This is a genomic window from Umezawaea sp. (assembly GCF_036375055.1).
In the GTDB taxonomy this organism is placed as follows: Bacteria; Actinomycetota; Actinomycetes; order Mycobacteriales; family Pseudonocardiaceae; genus Umezawaea.
The window spans coordinates 20169-38023 of record NZ_DASUSQ010000028.1 but is presented as its reverse complement, the minus strand read 5'-3'; the positions used below and the strand labels follow the sequence as shown (position 1 = coordinate 38023).

The 17855-nt window shown below is 71.8% G+C and carries 18 protein-coding genes; 6 read left to right on the top strand and 12 right to left on the bottom strand.

The features are described from left to right. Positions 1-111 precede the first annotated feature (111 nt). Positions 112-1326: an alpha/beta hydrolase family protein gene (locus VFZ92_RS09505; RefSeq protein WP_414719849.1), complete on the top strand. Its 1215-nt coding sequence runs from the start codon at positions 112-114 to the stop codon at positions 1324-1326. On the opposite strand, the gene VFZ92_RS09500 is transcribed toward VFZ92_RS09505, so the two are convergent. From VFZ92_RS09500 to VFZ92_RS09490, 3 genes are read right to left on the bottom strand one after another with little or no spacing between them, the layout of a single operon-like run. Further along, positions 1323-3191, bottom strand: a complete 1869-nt coding sequence (locus VFZ92_RS09500) for a helix-turn-helix domain-containing protein (RefSeq protein WP_330875460.1) — start codon at positions 3189-3191, stop codon at positions 1323-1325. The two genes, VFZ92_RS09505 and VFZ92_RS09500, sit on opposite strands and share 4 nt — an antisense overlap. Before the next feature lie 4 nt (positions 3192-3195). Then, positions 3196-4530, bottom strand: a complete 1335-nt coding sequence (locus VFZ92_RS09495) for an MFS transporter (protein ID WP_330875459.1) — start codon at positions 4528-4530, stop codon at positions 3196-3198. 37 nt (positions 4531-4567) lie between these two features. Continuing rightward, on the bottom strand, positions 4568-5338 hold the full coding sequence (locus tag VFZ92_RS09490; protein ID WP_330875458.1) for a 3-hydroxybutyrate dehydrogenase: 771 nt from the start codon (positions 5336-5338) through the stop codon (positions 4568-4570). A gap of 195 nt (positions 5339-5533) precedes the next feature. On the opposite strand from VFZ92_RS09490, the gene VFZ92_RS09485 reads away from it, so the two are divergent. After that, entirely contained in the window at positions 5534-5668 is a 135-nt protein-coding gene (locus VFZ92_RS09485; protein ID WP_330875457.1) for a hypothetical protein, read from the top strand. Between the two features lie 7 nt (positions 5669-5675). Here VFZ92_RS09485 and VFZ92_RS09480 read toward each other — a convergent pair whose 3' ends face one another. The 6 genes from VFZ92_RS09480 to VFZ92_RS09455 all read right to left on the bottom strand — a co-directional run bounded on the left by VFZ92_RS09480 (position 5676) and on the right by VFZ92_RS09455 (position 10949). Next, on the bottom strand, positions 5676-6689 hold the full coding sequence (locus VFZ92_RS09480; RefSeq protein ID WP_330875456.1) for an LCP family protein: 1014 nt from the start codon (positions 6687-6689) through the stop codon (positions 5676-5678). An 84-nt stretch (positions 6690-6773) separates the two neighbouring features. Continuing rightward, the gene (locus VFZ92_RS09475; protein ID WP_330875455.1) at positions 6774-7163 is read right to left on the bottom strand and encodes a DUF3037 domain-containing protein; all 390 of its coding nucleotides are present in this window, start codon (positions 7161-7163) and stop codon (positions 6774-6776) included. Further along, positions 7147-7896, bottom strand: coding sequence for a HipA family kinase (locus VFZ92_RS09470; RefSeq protein WP_330875454.1), 750 nt, complete (start codon positions 7894-7896; stop codon positions 7147-7149). The genes VFZ92_RS09475 and VFZ92_RS09470 overlap by 17 nt, the downstream gene beginning before the upstream one ends. 171 nt (positions 7897-8067) lie before the next feature. Further along, positions 8068-8808: an SGNH/GDSL hydrolase family protein gene (locus VFZ92_RS09465; protein ID WP_330875453.1), complete on the bottom strand. Its 741-nt coding sequence runs from the start codon at positions 8806-8808 to the stop codon at positions 8068-8070. A 41-nt stretch (positions 8809-8849) separates the two neighbouring features. Continuing rightward, complete coding sequence (locus VFZ92_RS09460; protein WP_330875452.1) at positions 8850-9893, bottom strand: lactonase family protein; 1044 nt, start codon at positions 9891-9893, stop codon at positions 8850-8852. A gap of 186 nt (positions 9894-10079) precedes the next feature. Continuing rightward, a complete protein-coding gene (locus tag VFZ92_RS09455) occupies positions 10080-10949 on the bottom strand; it encodes a PPK2 family polyphosphate kinase (protein ID WP_330875451.1) in 870 nt (289 codons plus the stop codon). A gap of 141 nt (positions 10950-11090) precedes the next feature. Between VFZ92_RS09455 and rocD the strand changes: the two genes are divergently transcribed. Together rocD and VFZ92_RS09445 are read left to right on the top strand one after the other, a co-directional pair. Then, positions 11091-12326 carry an ornithine--oxo-acid transaminase gene (rocD, locus tag VFZ92_RS09450; RefSeq protein ID WP_330875450.1) on the top strand — a complete coding sequence of 412 codons (1236 nt, stop codon included), beginning with the start codon at positions 11091-11093 and terminating at the stop codon, positions 12324-12326. 77 nt (positions 12327-12403) lie between these two features. After that, complete coding sequence (locus VFZ92_RS09445) at positions 12404-13786, top strand: DUF2252 domain-containing protein (RefSeq protein WP_330875449.1); 1383 nt, start codon at positions 12404-12406, stop codon at positions 13784-13786. Here VFZ92_RS09445 and VFZ92_RS09440 read toward each other — a convergent pair. Beyond that, positions 13770-14417: a ceramidase domain-containing protein gene (locus VFZ92_RS09440; RefSeq protein ID WP_330875448.1), complete on the bottom strand. Its 648-nt coding sequence runs from the start codon at positions 14415-14417 to the stop codon at positions 13770-13772. The genes VFZ92_RS09445 and VFZ92_RS09440 overlap by 17 nt on opposite strands. Positions 14418-14774: 357 nt before the next feature. After that, positions 14775-15383 (bottom strand): TetR/AcrR family transcriptional regulator, encoded by a 609-nt coding sequence (locus tag VFZ92_RS09435; protein WP_330875447.1) that lies wholly within the window; start codon positions 15381-15383, stop codon positions 14775-14777. 78 nt (positions 15384-15461) lie between these two features. Between VFZ92_RS09435 and VFZ92_RS09430 the strand changes: the two genes are divergently transcribed. Both VFZ92_RS09430 and VFZ92_RS09425 read left to right on the top strand, forming a co-directional pair. Then, a complete protein-coding gene (locus tag VFZ92_RS09430) occupies positions 15462-15869 on the top strand; it encodes a RidA family protein (protein WP_330875446.1) in 408 nt (135 codons plus the stop codon). A gap of 79 nt (positions 15870-15948) precedes the next feature. After that, a complete protein-coding gene (locus VFZ92_RS09425; protein ID WP_330875494.1) occupies positions 15949-16230 on the top strand; it encodes a TetR family transcriptional regulator in 282 nt (93 codons plus the stop codon). Here VFZ92_RS09425 and VFZ92_RS09420 read toward each other — a convergent pair whose 3' ends face one another. Next, the gene (locus VFZ92_RS09420; protein ID WP_330875445.1) at positions 16231-17850 is read right to left on the bottom strand and encodes an ABC-F family ATP-binding cassette domain-containing protein; all 1620 of its coding nucleotides are present in this window, start codon (positions 17848-17850) and stop codon (positions 16231-16233) included. It lies immediately after the preceding gene. Positions 17851-17855: the final 5 nt, after the last annotated feature.

The following is a 17855-nucleotide window of genomic DNA, read 5'->3' as shown; positions in this document are numbered from 1 at the left end:
GTAGGGAAGCGCCGTCGACGGGCGCGATGGAACTGGCCGCCACATCCCGCGCCGTCGATGTGGTGGCCGGAACCATTACCCGCCAACGGTCCCGGCTCTACGGTCGGCGACGTGAACATCGTCGTTCCGCTCGCCGCAGCCCTGCTCCTCACCACCGCCGCTCCCGCCACCGCCGACCAGGCGAGCCGGTGCGGACCGCTCCGCGTGCCCGGCGCGGAGCACCAGCAAACCCGGAAGACCGACGACCTGACCACGGCCGGTGGGCTGACGGACCCGGCCGACTGGGCCGGGTTGACGCCCGCCGGGCTGCCCGCGCCCGCACCGGTGCCGGGGACGCAGGTCGACGGGTACTTCCCCGACGGCTCCACGTCCAACACCAACAACGGCTGGAACCACGACTCGCAGTTCGTGATCCGGCTGCCGAAGCGGTGGAACGGCGGACTGGTGGTCTCCGGGTCGCCGGGGGTGCGGGAGCAGTACGCGAACGACCGGGCGATCAGCGACTGGGTGCTGGAGCGCGGGTACGCGTTCGCGGCGACCGACAAGGGCAACACCGGCGTGGAGTTCTACCGCGGCGGGGACGCGATCGTGGAGTGGAACCACCGGGTCGCGCAGCTGACGCGCGCGACGAAGGCGCTGGTGCGGCAGCACTACTGCCGCGCGGCGAACCGCACGATCGCGACCGGGCTGTCCAACGGCGGGTACCTGGTGCGGTGGCAGCTGGAGAACCACCCCGAGCTGTACGACGGCGGTGTCGACTGGGAGGGCGTGCTGTGGCGGGAGGAGGGGCCGAACCTGCTGACGTTCCTGCCGCCCGCGCTGCGCGGTGAACCGGTGTTCCCGGCCGCGTCGGAGTTCCTGTGGCCGTTCTACCGCCAGCACTACTGGGAGCTGACGCAGCGGATCTACCGCGAGGCGCTCGACCCCGACTACGGGGGCGCGGAGGCGGACTACGCCTACGCGGACCGGCCGCGGGCGCAGCGCGCCGTGCGGAAGATCGCGCTGACCGGCCGGATCGGCAAGCCCCTGCTGACGCTGCACGGCACGCTGGACGGGCTGCTGCCGATCGACCAGGACTCCGACGTGTACGCCGGGATGGTCGAGGACGCGGGACGCGGCAGGCTGTTCCGCTACTACCGGATCGAGGGCGGCACGCACGTCGACTCGCTCTACGACGCCTTCCCCGACCGGCTCCGCCCCCTGACCCCGTGCCACCGCACGGCTTTCACCGCGCTGGAGCGCTGGCTCGGCGGTGGCCGCCCACCCGCGTCGGCCACGATCGCCCGCCCGGCGACCGTCTCCCCCGTCGACTGCGCGTTGGGCTAGTGCCGCGACCGGGTGAGCAGCAGCAGGCGCAGCGCGAGCTGGATCTCCAGCACGCGTTCGGGTGACTGCCAGTCGTCGCCGAGCAGCGTCGCGACGCGGTCGAGCCGCTGCACCACCGTGTTGACGTGCACGTGCAGCTCCTCCTTGGCGCGGCTGAGGTTCGCGCCGCAGGAGAAGTAGGCGGCGAGGGTCCGCACGAGTTCGGTGCCGCGCACGGCGTCGTAGTCCAGCAGCGGACCCAGTGTCGTGCGCACGTACCCGGCCACGTCCGCGCGTTCGCCCAGCAGCACGCCGACGAACCCGAGGTCGGCGGGTGTGCCGCCCTGGCCGCGCCGGTCGAGCACCAGCAGCGCGGACAGGCAGCGGGCGGCTTCCGCGTGCGCGGCGACGACCTGCTCGGGGCCTGCGGCAGGGCCGCCCGCGCCGACCGTCACGGGGACGCCCGTCGCCTTGCCGAGCACCCGTGCGGTCTCGGTGGCGGCGGCGCCCGCGGTCGTTCCGGGCAGCAGCAGCACGACGTGGTCGCCGTGCACGCCCGCGAGCCCGCGGCCGGTCGACGCGAGGTGCGCGGCGGCGGCGAGGAGCCGGTCGCGGGGAGCACCGTCGGCGACCAGGACCACGTGCGGCACGCCCAGCTCGACGCCGACCCGCCGAGCCCGCGCGACGAGCCCCGCCGGGTCGCGGGCAGGCACGGTCAGCAGGTCGGTGATCAGCTCGCCGCGGACCTTGTTCTCCGCCTCGGCCACGCTGCGGCGCAACAGCAGCAGCAGCGCCGTCACGACGCTGGCGCGTTCGAACAGCCTCCGGTCGGCGTCTTCCAGGTCGGGTCTGCCGGTCAGCGTGATGCTCCCCAGCAGCTCGCGCCCGGCCAGCACCGCGCACACCCACGTGCCGTCCTGGGCGACCGCCCGTCCGGTCGCTCGGGAGGCGTTCACCGCCGACCGGGGCGGGGTCCTCTTCGTGACGCCGATCCTGGCCAGCTCGCCCATCTCGCCGTCGTGCACCGCGATCGAGCCGCCGAGCACCTTCGCCACGGCCGCCGCCACCTCGGGCAGGTCGGCGCCGCGCAGCACCAGGTCCGCGAGCCGGTCGTGGGCCTCCTCGGCGCGGCGCATGTCCTCGCTCTGCGCGCGGATCACCTCGTTGGCCTCGTTGCGCTCCCGCAGCGCGACCCGCGTCTCCTCCAGCAGGTGGGCGGTGTCGAGCGCGATGGCCGCGTGGTCGGCGAGCGACGACAGCAGCGCCACCTCGTCGGGCGGGAACCGCCGCGGCGTGCGGTTGGCCGCGTACAGGACGCCGATCACCCGGCTGCCCAGCGTCAGCGGCACGCCGAGGATCGCGACCAGCCCCTCGTCCCGCACGGCGGTGTCGATCGGCGAGGTGTGGTTGAAGCGCAGGTCGGCGAAGTAGTCGGCGGTGGCGTAGGGCCGGGCGGTCTGCGCGACGAGCCCGCCGAGCCCCTCGCCCATGCCCAGCCGGACCTCCTGGAACAGCGCGGACACCGACCCGTCGGTGACCCGCATGTACGTGCCGTGCGCGGCGGGTTCGTTCATGCTCAGGTACGCGACGTCCGTGCCGAGCAGCAGCCGGGCCCGGCGGACGATCGACCGCAGCACCGCGTCCGGGTCGCGCGCGCCCGCGAGGTCGCTGGCGGTGTCGAACAGCGCCTCCAGCTCGGCCTCGCGGCGCCGGTGCTCGGTGAGCGTGCGGCGGATCTCCAACGCCCACTCCGCGGCGCGCTCGACCCGGTCCAGTTCCTCGTCGCTCGCCCCCGCGGCCCGCGCCGCGGGGAGCACCTGCGCGAGCCGCTCGCTGCCCGCGTCCTGGGCGAGCAGTTCGAGCAGGTGCTCCACCGGGTCGGTCATGGCGTCATGCTGACACTTCGGCGGCCTCGTCGGCGGACTTCTCCAGCGACACGCCCCTGGTCTCCTTCGCGACCACGACGGCGATGACGCTGAGCAGGCACGCGAACCCGACGTACAGCGCGACCGGCACGGTGCTGCCGTACGACTTGAGCAGCGCCGTGGCGATGAGCGGCGCGAGCGCGCCCGCCACGATGGACGCGAGCTGGTAGCCGACCGACGCGCCGGAGTAGCGGACCCTCGTGCCGAACAGCTCGGAGAAGAACGCGGCCTGCGGGCCGTACATCGCGCCGTGCAGCAGCAGGCCGACGGACGTGGCCAGCACGATCGCGCCGAACGACCTCGTGTCCAGCAGCGCGAAGAACAGGAAGATCCACACGCCGACGCCGACCGCGCCGAACAGGTACACCGAGCGGCGGCCGACGCGGTCGGACAGCGCTCCCCACAGCGGGATCGAGACGAAGTGGACAACCGAGGCGATCAGCACCGCGTTGAGGCCGTAGGACTTCGACAGGCCGAGCGGACCGGTGAGGTAGACGAGGATGAACGCCGTGATCACGTAGTACGACACGTTCTCGCCCATCCGGGCGCCCATCGCGATCAGCACCTCGCGCCAGTGCAGCCGCAGCAGCGTGACGATCGGCGCCTTCTCCACGACCGGGGACTTCCGCAGCTCCGCCTTGCGCTGCGCCTCCAGGAAGATCGGCGACTCGCTGACGGTCAGCCGGATCCACAGCCCGATCACGACCAGCAGACCGGACAGCAGGAACGGCACGCGCCAGCCCCACGCCAGGAACGTCTCATCGCTCTGCACGGCGGCCAGCACGGCGAGCACCGCCGTGGCGAGCAGGTTGCCCAGCGGCACCCCGGCCTGCGGCCAGGACGCCCAGAAGCCGCGCCGCCCGGCGTCGCCGTGCTCGGACACGATCAGCACCGCGCCGCCCCACTCGCCACCGAGCGCGAAGCCCTGCACCAGGCGGAGCAGCGTCAGCAGCAGCGGTGCGGCGACGCCGATGGTGGCGTAGGTCGGCAGCAGGCCCATCGCGAACGTGGCCCCGCCCATGAGGACCAGGGCCACCACGAGCAGCTTCTTGCGACCGACCTTGTCGCCGAAGTGCCCGAACACCACCCCGCCCAGCGGCCTCGCGAGGAAGCCGATGGCGTAGGTGGTGAACGCCAGCAGGGTGCCGGTCAGCGGGTCCACGCTGGGGAAGAACAGCTTGTTGAACACCAGCGCGGCGGCGGAGCCGTAGAGGAAGAAGTCGTACCACTCGATCGTGGTTCCGATCAGGCTGGCCGCCACCACCTTGATGATGGGTTTTCTGGGAGCTGCGGTAGTCATGGGGTCACCACTTCGTCGGGGCGGACTTGCGGGGCGTCTACTGGGCGGTCCAGCCGCCGTCGATCGTGAACGTGGAGCCGGTGACGTGCCCGGAGTGCCTGCCGCACAACCACAGCACGGTCGCGGCGACGTCCTCGGGTTCGATGAGCCGCTTGACGGCCGTGCGCTGGAGCATGACCTCGGCGAGCACCCGGTCCTCCCCGATGCCGTGCGCGCGGGCCTGGTCGGCGACCTGCCCCTCCACCAGCGGGGTGCGCACGTAGCCGGGGCTCACGCAGTTGCTGGTCACGCCGTGCTCGGCGCCCTCCAGCGCGGCGACCTTGCTCAGGCCCTCCAGGCCGTGCTTCGCGGCCACGTAGGCGGCTTTGAACGGGCTGGCGCGCAGGCCGTGGACGCTGGTGAGGTTGACGATCCGGCCCCAGCCCCGTGCCCGCATGTGCGGCAGGCAGTGCCGCATCAGCAGGAACGGGGCGGTGAGCATGACCCGCTGGATCAGCTCGAACCGCTCGGGCGGGAACTCGTGGATCGGCGCGACGTGCTGGAGCCCGGCGTTGTTGACCAGGATGTCGACCTCGCGGGGCAGGTCACGGGCCGGGTCGGCGTCGGACAGGTCGACCACGTGCTCCGTGCCGCCCGTCTCGACGGCCACCGCGCGCACCGCGTCGGCGTCCCGGTCGACGAGGTGGACCTTCGCGCCCGCCTCGCTCAGCACGAGGGCGCAGGCGCGGCCGATGCCGCCGCCCGCGCCCGTGACGAGTGCCGTGCGGCCCGCGAGGTCGTCGCTGGTGTGACGGAGCCCACTGTTCATGCGAATGACGCTAGTGAGGGGCCGCCGGGTCAGCACATGTGTGACCAGCACATAACGGCGTATTGCTTCATGTGTTTAGCCAACAGTTAGCGGTGTGACGATCGGCTTAGTCAATACGTGGTGATGTCAGCCCGCTTCCATGAGTACAGTTCATTGATCCGTTCGGGGGACGACCACGTACTTGGGGGTAACTCAATGTCATTGACACCGATCTACGACGACCTCATGCGCGAACTGGACGGCATCATGGCGGCCAGCAAGGCGAAGAGGGCGGCCGAGGAAGACGACAAGGCCGCCGAGCAGGAGCTCGACGGCCCGATCGCCAGCTGATCAGCGACTAGCCGGGCTGCTGGAGCAGGTCCGCGGGGACCGGCTCGTCCTTCTCCAACGCGCCGAACAGGCGCAGTGCGTTCTCCCGGTCCCACTGCACGACCGACCCGACGCCGTCGAGCGTCGGCGTGCCGCCGATGGGCACGGTCGCCGTGTCGACGCCGCCGCCCATGCCGAACGCGAGCCCGCCCAGGTTGAACAGGCTGTCGTCGTCGTCCACCGAGATGGAGTCGGTGCTCGCGAACAGCAGCGGGAACGCGCGGAACGGGTTCAGCAGCGTGCCGGGGCTCGTCGCCCGGTCCGACAGCGCGGACAGGAACTCGCGCTGGTTCTGCACCCGCTGGAGGTCGGCGGTGGCGAACGCCCGCGTGCGCACGAACCCGAGCGCCTGCGTGCCGTTCAGCTCCTGGCAGCCGGGCTGGAGGTCCAGACCCGCCAGCGGGTCCTGCATCGGCTCGTCGATGCACATGTCGACGCCGCCGACGGCGTCCACGATGCCCGCGAACCCGCCGAAGCCGATCTCCATGTAGTGGTCGAGGTGGATCCCGGTCACGCCCTCGACGGTCTGCGCCAGCAGCGGCGCGCCACCGAGCGAGAACGCGGCGTTGATCTTGTTCTTCCCGTTGCCCGGAATGTCCACATAGGAGTCGCGCGGCAGGCTCACCAGCGTCGACTTCCCGGAACCGGAAGGGATGTGCAGGAGCATGATGGTGTCGGTCCGCTTGCCGCCCGCGTCACCGGTCGACAGCTCGTCCTTCTGCTCCTGGGTCAGGTCGTCGCGCGCGTCCGACCCCACCAGCAACCAGTTGGTGCCGGGTGTGTCGGCGGGGCGCCCCTCGTAGTCCGGCAGCGCGTTCGACCGCCGCAGCGACGAGTCGACGTAGAAGTACAGACCGACCAGTACCAGCAACAACACGAAGACCACGGCCAGGAACACCCGGCCCTTCTTCACCTTGCGCCGCTGCGGCATCGGCCTGCGCGCGGGCGGTTGCTGGTACCCCTGCTGGTATCCAGCGCTCATGTTCGCCAACCCCGATCTGGATGGATGCTCCGGTCAACCGCTCTTGCCCCTAAGAGACGCGGGGCGGGCGGAGAGGTTGCCACCTTAGCCACTCAGGGGCAGTACGAGCGCCGTGAGCAACCGGTTCACCTCGCCCAGGGGATCGGTGGTGAACCCGGTGTGCGTCGGCGACGTCTGGATCACCGTGCTCCGCGGGGCCGTCAACCACCGGAACCGCTGCCCGCGGGAAGTCCCGGACACCGGTCCGGCCACCTCGGCCCCGTCGCACGACTCCCCGAGGTGCCGCAGGGCCGCCTCCAGCACCTCGACGTCAGCGGTCGGGTCGAGCGCCCGCACCCGGTCGACGTCCACAAAGGTCTCCGCGCGCAGGAAGTCCAAGTCGGGGCAGTAGAGCAGCACCCCGACGTTCACGAACTCACCGCGCTCGACACGGGGCACGGCCCGCAGCACGGCGTACTCAAACACGTGCGGCACGCGCCACCTCCAACGCCTCGACCCACGCACGGGGCCCGGCGAGACGAGCGGCGAAGTACGCCAGGTAGGCCTCGCGAACGGCGGCGGCACCGGAGAACACCTGGTCCCGCGCCAACCACTCGTCGGGAACCAGCGCCAGGACCTCCCGCAGCAGCCCCGGCGTCACCAGGGCGGCCAACTCACCGTCGACGCCGGCCAACGGCCCGGCGAACGGCAGCATCAGGTGGTCGCCGGCGTCGAACCGGTACGCCTCGGCGGGGAACCGATCCGCACGCCACCCGTGGTGGAAGTACAACGCGGCACCGTGGTCGATCAACCACAACTGCCGGTGCCACAACAACGTGTTCGGATTCCGCCAACTGCGGTCGACGTTCAACACCAGCGCGTCGAGCCACAGCAGCCGCGTGGCCAGCTCGACGTCGGGCTCCCGCACAACGGGGTTGTAGTCGAAGGAACCGGGCAGGTAGTCCAGCCCGAGGTTCACCCCACCACTGGCCCGGAGGAGGTCCTGGACCTCCTCATCGGGCTCGGACCGCGCCAACTCGGGGTCGAGGTCGACCAGGACGATCTCAGGAACCCGAAACCCGAGCCGCCGAGCCAACTCGCCGACGACGACCTCGGCAACGAGCGCCTTGATCCCCTGGCCCGCCCCGCGAAACTTGAGCACGTACATCCCGAGGTCATCAGCCTCGACCAGCCCTGGCAGCGACCCACCTTCACGGAAGGGCGTCACGTACCGAGTGGCCGACACCTTCCGCAACCCACCCGCAGATTCCACATCGCCATCATCACAACAAAGCACCGCACAGGCCAAACGCTCAAGGCGGGCCACGGGCTTCCGCGGACCAAGACCGGTCGACCACCTGGTCCGACGGGACCGAGAACACCAGGGGGACCAGCGCCCCTAGACCGCCCCCTCCAAGGCCCGGAAGTACCCACCCTGCCCCAACCGGTTCGGGTGGTAGGAATCCCCGACGGGCAACGTGACCGCGTGCACCCAGGGCTCCACCCCGCACACCCCGTGCCCGGCGAACACCCCCCGCACGTCCACGAACTCCACCCCTGCCGCGGCGGCGGCCTCGGCGGTCACCTCGGCCAGCAGATCCGCCCCGGAGTTCACCGCGGCCCGCTTCGCCTCGGACAACCCGCCCACGCACACCCCGGTCTCGAACAACCGCGGGTACCCCAGCACCACGACATCGGCAGCGGGAGCCCGGTCCACGACCGCCCCCAGCAACCGCCCCAACCGCCCCGGCATCTCGCCGCGGATCACCTCGCCCGCCCGTCCGGCGGCCTGCTCGCACGCCCGGTCCGAACTCAGCGTGCACGTGGTCATCACGTCCACGAACCCGACGTCGTTCCCCCCGACGGTCACCGTCACCAGCGTCGTCTCCGACGACAGGGACGCCATCTGACCGTCCAGCACGTCCTGCACGACGGCCCCGGAGCACGCGGCGAACACGAAGTCAGCGGGCGCGTGCGCCTTCTCCCACAGCCTGGGGTACGCGGCGTCGCTGCGCCCGCACTCCCCCGTTCCCCCGGTCCCGACACCGGCGGCGTAGGAGTCGCCCAGCGCGACGTACTCCTGCGCCACCGGAGCGGGGACCATGACCAAGCTCAACACCAACGCCGCGGCGATACCCATGCCCTAGCGGTACCACTGTGGACAGTCGCTCCGGAAGCCCGTTAACCCAGCCGGGTGGGCACCACGCACACCGGGATCGGCGACGACAGCGGTGTGCCCGCCGCCGTCAACCGGCCGGTGGCCTGGTCGACGGCGAACGAGGTCACGGTGCTGGAGTTCTGGTTGGCGGCGAACAGGAATCGCCCGGTCGGGTCGAACGTGATGTGCCGCGGGTACTCGCCGCCGGTGGGCACGGTCTCGACGAGCCGCAGCCGCGCGCCGCCGTCCTCGACGGCGAACAGCGCCACGCTGTCGTGGCCGCGGTTGGACAGGTACGCGAACCGACCGTCCTGCGACACGACGACCTCGGCCGGGTAGTTGCGCGGCGTCGCGGGCGTCCCCTCGGGCACGGTCCGCACCGCCTCGCCGGGCGTCAGCACGCCGCTCTCCGGGTCGTAGGCCGCGGCCACGACGGTCGAGTCCAGCTCGTTCGCGATGTAGGCGAACGTCCCGGTCGGGTGGAACGCGAGGTGCCGGGGCCCGGCGCCCGGCCGCACCGTCGCGGTGCTGACCAGCTGGAGCTTCCCGGTGCCGGTGTCGAGGCGGTAGCTGTAGACGGAGTCGGTGCCGAGGTCCACGGCGAGCAGGTGCTCGCCCGCGGGGTCGGGCAGCACCTGGTGGGCGTGCGGGCCTTCCTGGCGCTCGCGGTCCGGTCCGGACCCCTGGTGGGTCACCAGGTCCGTGCGCGCGCCCAGCCCGCCGTCGGCCTTCACCGGGTGCACCGAGACGCTGCCGGACGAGTAGTTCGCGGAGAGCAGGTACCTGCCGGAGGGGTCGAGCGCCAGGTGGCACGGGTCGGCTCCGCCGGTGCTCTGCGCGTTGATGATCCGCAGCCCGCCGCCCGCGCCGACGGCGACGGCCGTGACGGACCCGTTGCCCTGCTCGTTCACCGCGTAGAGGGTGCGGCCGGACTCGATGACGAACGAGGGGTTGGCCACGCCGGGGAAGACGCCGGTCGAGCGGAGCTGCCCGGTGGTCTGGTCGTAGGCGGCCAGCCCGATCCCGGTGCCCCCGCCCGGCCACGTCGTGTAGGTCCCGAGGTACACGCGGGACTCCGCACGTGGTTGCGCCGCAGCGGCTTCGCCGGTCACCAGCATCCCTGCCCCCACACCCATGGCTCCGAGGAACCGTCGCCTGTCGATCACCACTGGCACACCTCCGTTGATCCTGGCGGCAGGACCACAGTGGCCTAGACCACTGCGCCCCGACAAGGGATGCAACGAAGATTGCGCCTACCGCAACGGATCCGCCTCGGTCAGACGGGCCAGCTCGACCGCCGGGTCGTACGCCGGCTCAGGATACGTGGGCGCCAGGTCGCGCATCGTCCGCAGGAGCAGTTGGGCCACGGCCCAGTTGCGGTACCACTTGCGGTCGGACGGCACGGCGAACCAGGGGGCGACGTCGGTGGAGCACGTGACCAGGAGGTCCGCGTACGCCTGCTGGTAGAGCGACCACTTGGCCCGCACCGCGAGGTCGGACGGGTTGTACTTCCAGAGCTTCTCCGGCGTCCGGAGCCGGGCGACGAGCCGCTCCTTCTGCCGCTCCGGCGAGATGTGCAGGAAGCACTTCAGGATCGTCACGCCCGACTCGGCCAGCTCGGCCTCGAAGTCGTTGATCTGCCTGTACCTGGCCCGCCACGTCGACGGCGGCACGAGCTTGTCGACCCTGGGCACCAGCACGTCCTCGTAGTGCGACCGGTCGAAGAAGCCGATCAGCCCAGGACCGGGGACCTGGCGGCGGATCCGCCACAGGAAGTCGTGCGACAGCTCGGCGCGGGTCGGCTTCTTGAACGACACGACGCGCAGGCCCTGCGGGTTCATCAGCCCCGCGACGTGGCTGATCGTGCCGCCCTTGCCGGAGGTGTCCATGCCCTGGAGCACGACCAGCACCCGCCGACGCCCGCCGCCGACGCCCTCGGCGTAGAGGTTCTCCTGGAGCCGGTCCAGCTCGACCCCGATCGCCTCCAGGTCCTTCGCGGCCTCGGCCTTGGTGGTGGGGCCGACCGGTGCGGCGGCCGGGTCGACCTTCGCGAGGTCGACCCCTTCCGGGTGAATCCTGAGCACGTCGCGAATCGAGCGGACGTGCGCCGACTTCTTCGCCATCGTCGCAGGGTAGCCAGGACGTGATCACTTCGCTCGGTACGCAACGGATCTCCGCCGATCATTCCATTTGCGCAAGAAACCTGACATCTGCGCAACGCCTGACGGATGAAATCGCCGCCATCGCACCCTTAGCCTTGTCCTATGACCGCCATCGCCGCTCCCACCACAGAGGCCCCGACCAGCGGGGCCGACCTCATCGCGCTGGACGAGCACTGGAGCACGCACAACTACCACCCGCTGCCGGTCGTGATCTCCCACGGCGAGGGCGCGTGGGTGACGGACGTGGACGGTCGTCGCTACCTGGACTTCCTCTCCGGCTACTCGTCCCTCAACTTCGGCCACCGCCACCCCGCGCTGATCGCCGCGGCCGTGGAGCAGCTCGGCCGCGTCACGCTCACCAGCCGCGCGTTCCACCACGACCAGTTCGGCCTGTTCTGCCGCGAGCTGGCCGAGCTGACGGGCACCGAGATGGTGCTGGCGATGAACTCCGGCGCCGAGGCCGTCGAGTCCGCGATCAAGGTGGCCCGCAAGTGGGCCTACCAGGTCAAGGGCGTCCCGGCGGGCACGGCGGAGATCGTCGTCGCGGGGGCGAACTTCCACGGCCGCACGACGACCATCGTCTCGTTCTCGACCGACGAGGTGGCGCGCGCCGACTTCGGCCCGTTCACCCCCGGCTTCTCGGTCGTCCCCTACGGCGACGAGCGGGCGCTGCGCGACGCCGTCACCGAGCGGACCGCCGCCGTGCTGATCGAACCCGTCCAGGGCGAGGCGGGGATCGTCGTGCCGCCCGAGGGCTACCTGGCGGCCGTGCGGCGGATCTGCGACGAGAACTCCGTGCTGATGATCGCCGACGAGATCCAGTCCGGTCTCGGCCGGACCGGCGAGCTGCTGGCGCTGGACCACGCGGGCGTGCGCGCCGACCTGTACACGCTGGGCAAGGCGCTCGGCGGCGGGATCGTGCCGGTGTCGGCCGTGGTCGGCGACCGGTCGGTGCTGGGCGTGCTCAAGCCGGGCGAGCACGGCTCGACCTTCGGCGGCAACCCGCTGGCCTGCGCCGTCGGGCGCGCGGTCGTGAAGCTGCTGGCCACCGGCGAGTACCAGGAGCGCTCCCGCGAGCTGGGCGGCTACCTGCACTCCCGGCTGGGCGACCTCGTCGGCCGCGGCGTGGCCGAGGTCCGCGGTCGCGGCCTGTGGGCGGGCGTGGAGATCGCGCCGGGCGGTCCGAAGGGCCGGGAGGCGTCCGAGGCGCTGGCCGCGCGGGGCGTGCTGTGCAAGGAGACGCACGACTCGACGCTGCGCGTCGCCCCTCCCCTGGTGATCACCGCGGAGGAGATCGACCGGGGCGTGGACGCCATCGCCGAGGTCGTCGGGCGGTAGTCACGATCGGCACGCGGGCACCTCACGATGCGTCATACACCTCGTGAGGTGCCCGTTCGCGTTGCATGATGCCGTTCATGGGTGAACGGGTTCGTGCGGAGGCGGCGGCGGCGCTGGGCCGGTGGACCGAACCGGAGGAGGTCTACGCGGCCGGTCGCGCGCTGCGGGCGGCCGTCGGGCACCGGGCGCACCGCGAGGTGCTGCTCGCGGTCGACCGGCCGTCCATCCCGGACTACGTGCGCGCGAGCAACGAGGGCAGGCTGGAGACGCTGGTCCCGCTGCGCATCGGGCGGATGATCGCGTCGCCGTTCTCGTTCTTCCGCGGCAGCGCGGGCCTGATGGCGGGCGACCTGGCGGTGAGCCCGCGCAGCGGGGTGGACGTCCAGCTGTGCGGCGACGCGCACGCGGCGAACTTCGGCCTGTACGGGACGCCCGAGGGCCAGATCGTCATGGACGTCAACGACTTCGACGAGACCCTGCCGGGGCCGTGGGAGTGGGACCTGAAGAGGCTCACGACCAGCCTCGTGCTGGCGGGCCGCGAGGGCGGGGTGTCGGAGAAGGGCTGCCGCGACGCCGTCGAGGACGCCGTGCGGGCCTACCGGGGCGCGATGAGGCACATGGCGGAGCTGCCGTTCCTGGACTCGTGGAGCGCGCTCGGCGACGAGTCGGTGCTGACCAAGGCCAAGGCGAAGGACCTGGTCGACGAGTTCAGCAGGGCCGCGTCCAAGGCGCGCAAGAACACCAGCGCGAGGGTCGCCGCGAAGTGGACCCGCAAGGAGGGCGAGCACTGGCGGTTCATCGCCGACCCGCCGGTGCTGACCAGGGTCACCGAGAAGACCGCGGACGAGGTGGTCGCCGCGCTGCCGTCCTACGTGGACACGCTGCGCGAGTCCCGCCGCAACCTGATCATGCGCTACGGCGTGTCGGACGTGGCCTTCCGCGTCGTCGGCACGGGCAGCGTCGGCCTGCGCAACTACCTGGTCCTGCTGCACGGCAACGGCGACGAGGCGCTCGTCCTCCAGGTGAAGGAGGCGAGGCCGTCGGCGCTGGAGCCGTTCCTGGACGTGCCGCCGAGCAAGCACCAGGGCAAGCGGATCGTCCACGGCGCCAGGATGGTGCAGGCGGAGACGGACATCCTGCTCGGCTGGACCACCATCGACGGCCGCGACTACATCGTCCGCCAGTTCCGCAACCGCAAGGGCGAGATCGACGCGACCACGCTCAAGCGCGACGACCTGGACGACTACGGGCGCTTCGCGGGCGCGCTGCTGGCCCGCGCGCACACCCGGTCCGTCGACCCGCGGCTGCTCGCGGGCTACTGCGAGCGCGACGGCGAGGAACTGGACGAGGCGTTCGCGAAGTACGCGTTCGGCTACGCCGACCAGACCGAGGCCGACCACGCCGAACTGGTGGCCGAGGTGAGGGCGGGCCGCCTGCCCGCCCTCATCGAGGAGGACTGACCCGCACCAGCGCCTCGCGCGCGACCAGGTAGAGGACGACGGCGTTCAGCAGGTGCCACAGGTAGTGCGTTCCCGAGGGCAGACCGGGGCACGCGCTGAGGTCGACGGTCCGCAGCGTCAGCGACACCGCGAACACCACGGCGGCGAGCGCGAACGCCCGCCAGTGGTGCCGCGCGCCCTCCGGTCCGGAGAAGCGCAGCGCCACGGCCAACCCGGCCAGCGCGACCCCGGCGGCCAGGTAGGAGCCGGACCCGGCGGGCACGAGCAGCGACACCGGGAGCAGCACCGCGCCCAGCAGGGCGAGGCCGGGCGCGAACAGCCACGCCTTCGGCCACGACAGGCCCCAGAACCAGCGGCCGAAGCAGACGACGTAGAAGAACACGAACAGCGCGATGAACAGCACGTCGAACACGCGCGTCAGCTCGGTGGCCGCCGTGTGGAACGACAGGCTGCCCACCCCGATCAGCGCGAGCAGCACCACCAGCGCCCGCATGCTCCGCTCCACGGGCCGGTAGCGGAACCACAGGACCGCCGCGGCGAGCAGGAACGCGAGGTTGCTGAACGCGTTGAGCGGCTCGCCCCACAGTCCGGGGGCCAGCCGTTCGCAGTAGGTGTCGACGTAGTCGTTCATGGTGTGGGTTCTAGCGCACCGGATCCGGGTGGGTACTGCCGTGTGACGGATCCGGGCCGGATCGCGTGGTCAGGCCCGGTGAGAGCACCGGGCCTGACCACGCGAGGGCCCGCGCCGAGGCCACCGGGCTCGACGTCGTCGACGTCCCCGAGCGGGACGCGGACGTGCGGCTGCCGCCGCGCGGCGAGGAGCAGGCCCGCGCCGTCGGTCGGTGGCTCGCCGCGGTGCCCGTCGCCCAGCGGCCGGACGTGGTCGTGTGCTCGCCCCCCGGCGCTGGGCACGGCGTGGTTCGCCACCCGGGAGCTGGACCACCAGCCGGTGCGGGTCGGCACGATGCGCTCCTGGGCCTGACGCGCCCTACCCGACCCGCCAGCCCCGCTCCACCGAGGCGCGGCACCGGTCCGGCCGGTCGCCCGCGCCGGTGAACAGCGCGGTCAGCAGGACGGGACCGTGGTCGAGCGCCTCCCTGGGCAGCGGACCGGTCGCGACCAGCGACACCAGCCCGTGGCCGACGACCCAGCTCTGGGTGGCCAGGTCGAGCGGGACGACGTCGGCGCGGAAGCGCTCGGCCGCCCTGCCCCGGACGACGGCCTGGACCATGTGCTCCAGGGTCGCGTCCGCCGCGCCGAGGTCTTCGAGGTCGAAGTCCGCGTCGAACATGACCCGGTACAGGTCGGGGTGGTCCAGCGCGTTCGCGAGGTAGGCGGCCACCAGCGCGGTCAGGTCCAGCACGGCGTCCGAGGACGGCTCCACCAGCGCGAACCTGGCCGCCAGCCGGGTGAAGCCCTCCTGCCGCAGCGCCCTCCACATGCCGTCCATGCCGTCGAAGTGGGTGTAGACGGCCATCGTCGACACGCCCGTCCCGGCGACCAGCGACCGCAGGGTGATCGGTTCGCGGGTGCGGAGCATGTGCGCGGCCCGTTCGAGCAGTCGGGTGCGGACCGCCGGATCCTTGGGCCTGACCATGTGCTGAGATTACATAGCATTGCACTGCTATGTTTACGGGGTCCCGGATCCACGGGACTCCCACGATGAGGAGACAGCATGGCCATCACCCTGGTGAACCCCGAAGGACTGCCGAAGGTCGACCTGTACCGGCAGGTGTCGGTCGCCACCGGGTCGAAGCTGGTGTTCATCGCGGGCCAGGTCGCCCGCGACGCCGACGGCGGCAGGGTCGGCGAGGGCGACCTCGCGGCCCAGGTCGAGCAGTGCTACCTCAACGTGGGCACGGCGCTGGCCGCGGCGGGCGCCACCTTCGACGACGTGGCGAAGCTGACCGTCTACCTCGTCGACTGGACCCCGGACAAGATGGCGCTGGCCGTGGAGGGCATCTCCAGGGCCGCCGCGAAGCTGGGCACCACGCCGGGCGCGCCGCTCACCGGCATCGGCGTCGCCGCGCTGGCCGAGCCCGACATGCTGGTGGAGGTCGAGGCCATCGCGGTCGTCGACTGAACCGGCGGCCACCCCGACCAGGGCGAACGGGCGGACGCCCTGGTCGGCCCACCCAGCAGCGAGCCCGTGGCGTGCACGACTGGCCGCCGCGCGGGAGCTGTTCGTGGCCCGCGGCTACCCGAGTGCGGCGGTGGGCGACATCGCCGCGCTCGCCGGGGTCTCGGTCGACACGGTCCACAGCTCGGTGGGCCGCAAGCCGGTGCTGCCGCGGGAGCTGGTGGAGACGTCGCTGTCCGGCCGGGACCACGCGGTCCCGGCCGGACAGCGCGACCACGTGCTCCTGGTCCACGAGCGCGGCTGGACCCCCGAGCAGTTCCGGGAGTGGATCACCGACTCGTGGACCAGGGCCCTGCCTGCCTGATCAGCGGGCCCGCCGCACCCGCGCCTCGTCCCAGACGGGCTCGGACACCTCGGACACCACGCCGTCGGACCGGAACAGCAGGAACCGGTCGAACGAGCGCGCGAACCAGCGGTCGTGCGTCACCGCGACGACGGTCCCGGTGAACTCCTCCAACGCCCGTTGCAGGGCCTCGGCCGAGTTCAGGTCGAGGTTGTCCGTCGGCTCGTCGAGCAGCAGCAGCGTCGAGCCCGCCAGTTCCAGCAGCAGCACCTGGAACCGGGCCTGCTGGCCACCGGACAGCGACTCGAACCGCTGGTCGCCGCTCTGCCCGAGCCCGTAGCGGGTCAGGATCGCCATGGCCGCGCCGCGGTCCTTGCCGGTCCGCGAGCCCTCGCCGTGCCAGAGGATGTCGACCAGCGTCCTGCCGACCCACTCGGGGTGCTGGTGGGTCTGCGCGAACAGCCCCGGCAGCACCCGCGACCCGGTCTTGCAGACGCCGGTGTGCGCCACGTCGCCGCCGCCGAGCAGCCGCAGGAAGTGGCTCTTGCCCGACCCGTTCGACCCCAGCACCGCCACCCGGTCGCCGAAGAAGATCTCCGCGTCGAACGGCTTCATCAACCCGGTGAGTTCGAGGTTCTCGCACGTCACCGCACGCACGGCCGTCCGACCGCCCCGCAGTCGCGGGGTCACCTTCTCGTCGGTCGGCAGCTCCGGCGGGGGCCCGGCCTCCTCGTACTTCTTCAGCTTCGCCGACATCACCCGGTACTTGGCCGCCATGACCTCGGAGATCGTCGCCTGGATCTGGAGGGTCCGCACCAGCTCCTTGAGCCGGTCGTGCTCCTCGTTCCAGCGCTTGTGCAGCTCCTTGAGCCGGTCGATCCGCGTGGTCCTGGCCTCGTGCCAGGTGCCGAACGAGCCCGCGTGCGTCCACGCGCTGTGCGCCTCGACCGTCACGACCTGCGTGGCGGCGATCGACAGCAGCTCCCGGTCGTGGCTGACCAGCAGCACGCCCTTGTCCGTCTCGGACAGCCGCTGCTCCAGCCACCGCTTGCCGGGCACGTCGAGGTAGTTGTCCGGCTCGTCGAGCAGCAGCACCTGCTCCTGGCCGCGCAGCAGCGCCTCCAGCACGAGCCGCTTCTGCTCGCCGCCGGACAGGGTCTTCACGTCGCGGAACCGGGCCCGGTCGTACGGGACGCCGAGCGCGGCGACCGTCACCGTGTCCCACAGGACCTCGACGTCGTAGCCGCCCTCCTCGCCCCAGGCGGTGATGGCGTTCGCGTACTTCATCTGGGTCGGCTCGTCGTCGGTCTCCATCAGCGCCAGCTCGGCGCGGTCCAGCTCGACGGCCGCCTTGCGCAGACCCGGTGGGGCGACGGCGAGCAGCAGGTCGCGGACGCTGCTGTCGTCGCGCACCGAACCGACGAACTGGGGCATCACCCCGAGCCCGCCCTGCACCCGCACGCTGCCCGCCGCCGGGGTCAGCTCACCCGACAGGATCCGCAGCAACGTGGTCTTGCCGACGCCGTTGGCGCCGACCAGCGCCACCACCGACCCGGCACCGACCTTGAACGACACATCGCGAAACAGCTCGCGTCCGTCGGCGAGACGGAAGGCAAGTCCATTCGCATCGAGGAAACCCACAGTGG

What these genes read in the sequence shown, in the direction of transcription:
- VFZ92_RS09500 (WP_330875460.1), bottom strand. Translation starts at nt 3,191, where the DNA reads ATGACCGACCCGGTGGAGCACCTGCTCGAACTGCTCGCCCAGGACGCG.
- VFZ92_RS09495 (WP_330875459.1), bottom strand. Translation starts at nt 4,530, where the DNA reads ATGACTACCGCAGCTCCCAGAAAACCCATCATCAAGGTGGTGGCGGCC.
- VFZ92_RS09490 (WP_330875458.1), bottom strand. Translation starts at nt 5,338, where the DNA reads ATGAACAGTGGGCTCCGTCACACCAGCGACGACCTCGCGGGCCGCACG.
- VFZ92_RS09485 (WP_330875457.1), top strand. Translation starts at nt 5,534, where the DNA reads ATGTCATTGACACCGATCTACGACGACCTCATGCGCGAACTGGACGGC.
- VFZ92_RS09480 (WP_330875456.1), bottom strand. Translation starts at nt 6,689, where the DNA reads ATGAGCGCTGGATACCAGCAGGGGTACCAGCAACCGCCCGCGCGCAGG.
- VFZ92_RS09465 (WP_330875453.1), bottom strand. Translation starts at nt 8,808, where the DNA reads ATGGGTATCGCCGCGGCGTTGGTGTTGAGCTTGGTCATGGTCCCCGCT.
- VFZ92_RS09455 (WP_330875451.1), bottom strand. Translation starts at nt 10,949, where the DNA reads ATGGCGAAGAAGTCGGCGCACGTCCGCTCGATTCGCGACGTGCTCAGG.
- rocD (WP_330875450.1), top strand. Translation starts at nt 11,091, where the DNA reads ATGACCGCCATCGCCGCTCCCACCACAGAGGCCCCGACCAGCGGGGCC.
- VFZ92_RS09445 (WP_330875449.1), top strand. Translation starts at nt 12,404, where the DNA reads ATGGGTGAACGGGTTCGTGCGGAGGCGGCGGCGGCGCTGGGCCGGTGG.
- VFZ92_RS09440 (WP_330875448.1), bottom strand. Translation starts at nt 14,417, where the DNA reads ATGAACGACTACGTCGACACCTACTGCGAACGGCTGGCCCCCGGACTG.
- VFZ92_RS09435 (WP_330875447.1), bottom strand. Translation starts at nt 15,383, where the DNA reads ATGGTCAGGCCCAAGGATCCGGCGGTCCGCACCCGACTGCTCGAACGG.
- VFZ92_RS09430 (WP_330875446.1), top strand. Translation starts at nt 15,462, where the DNA reads ATGGCCATCACCCTGGTGAACCCCGAAGGACTGCCGAAGGTCGACCTG.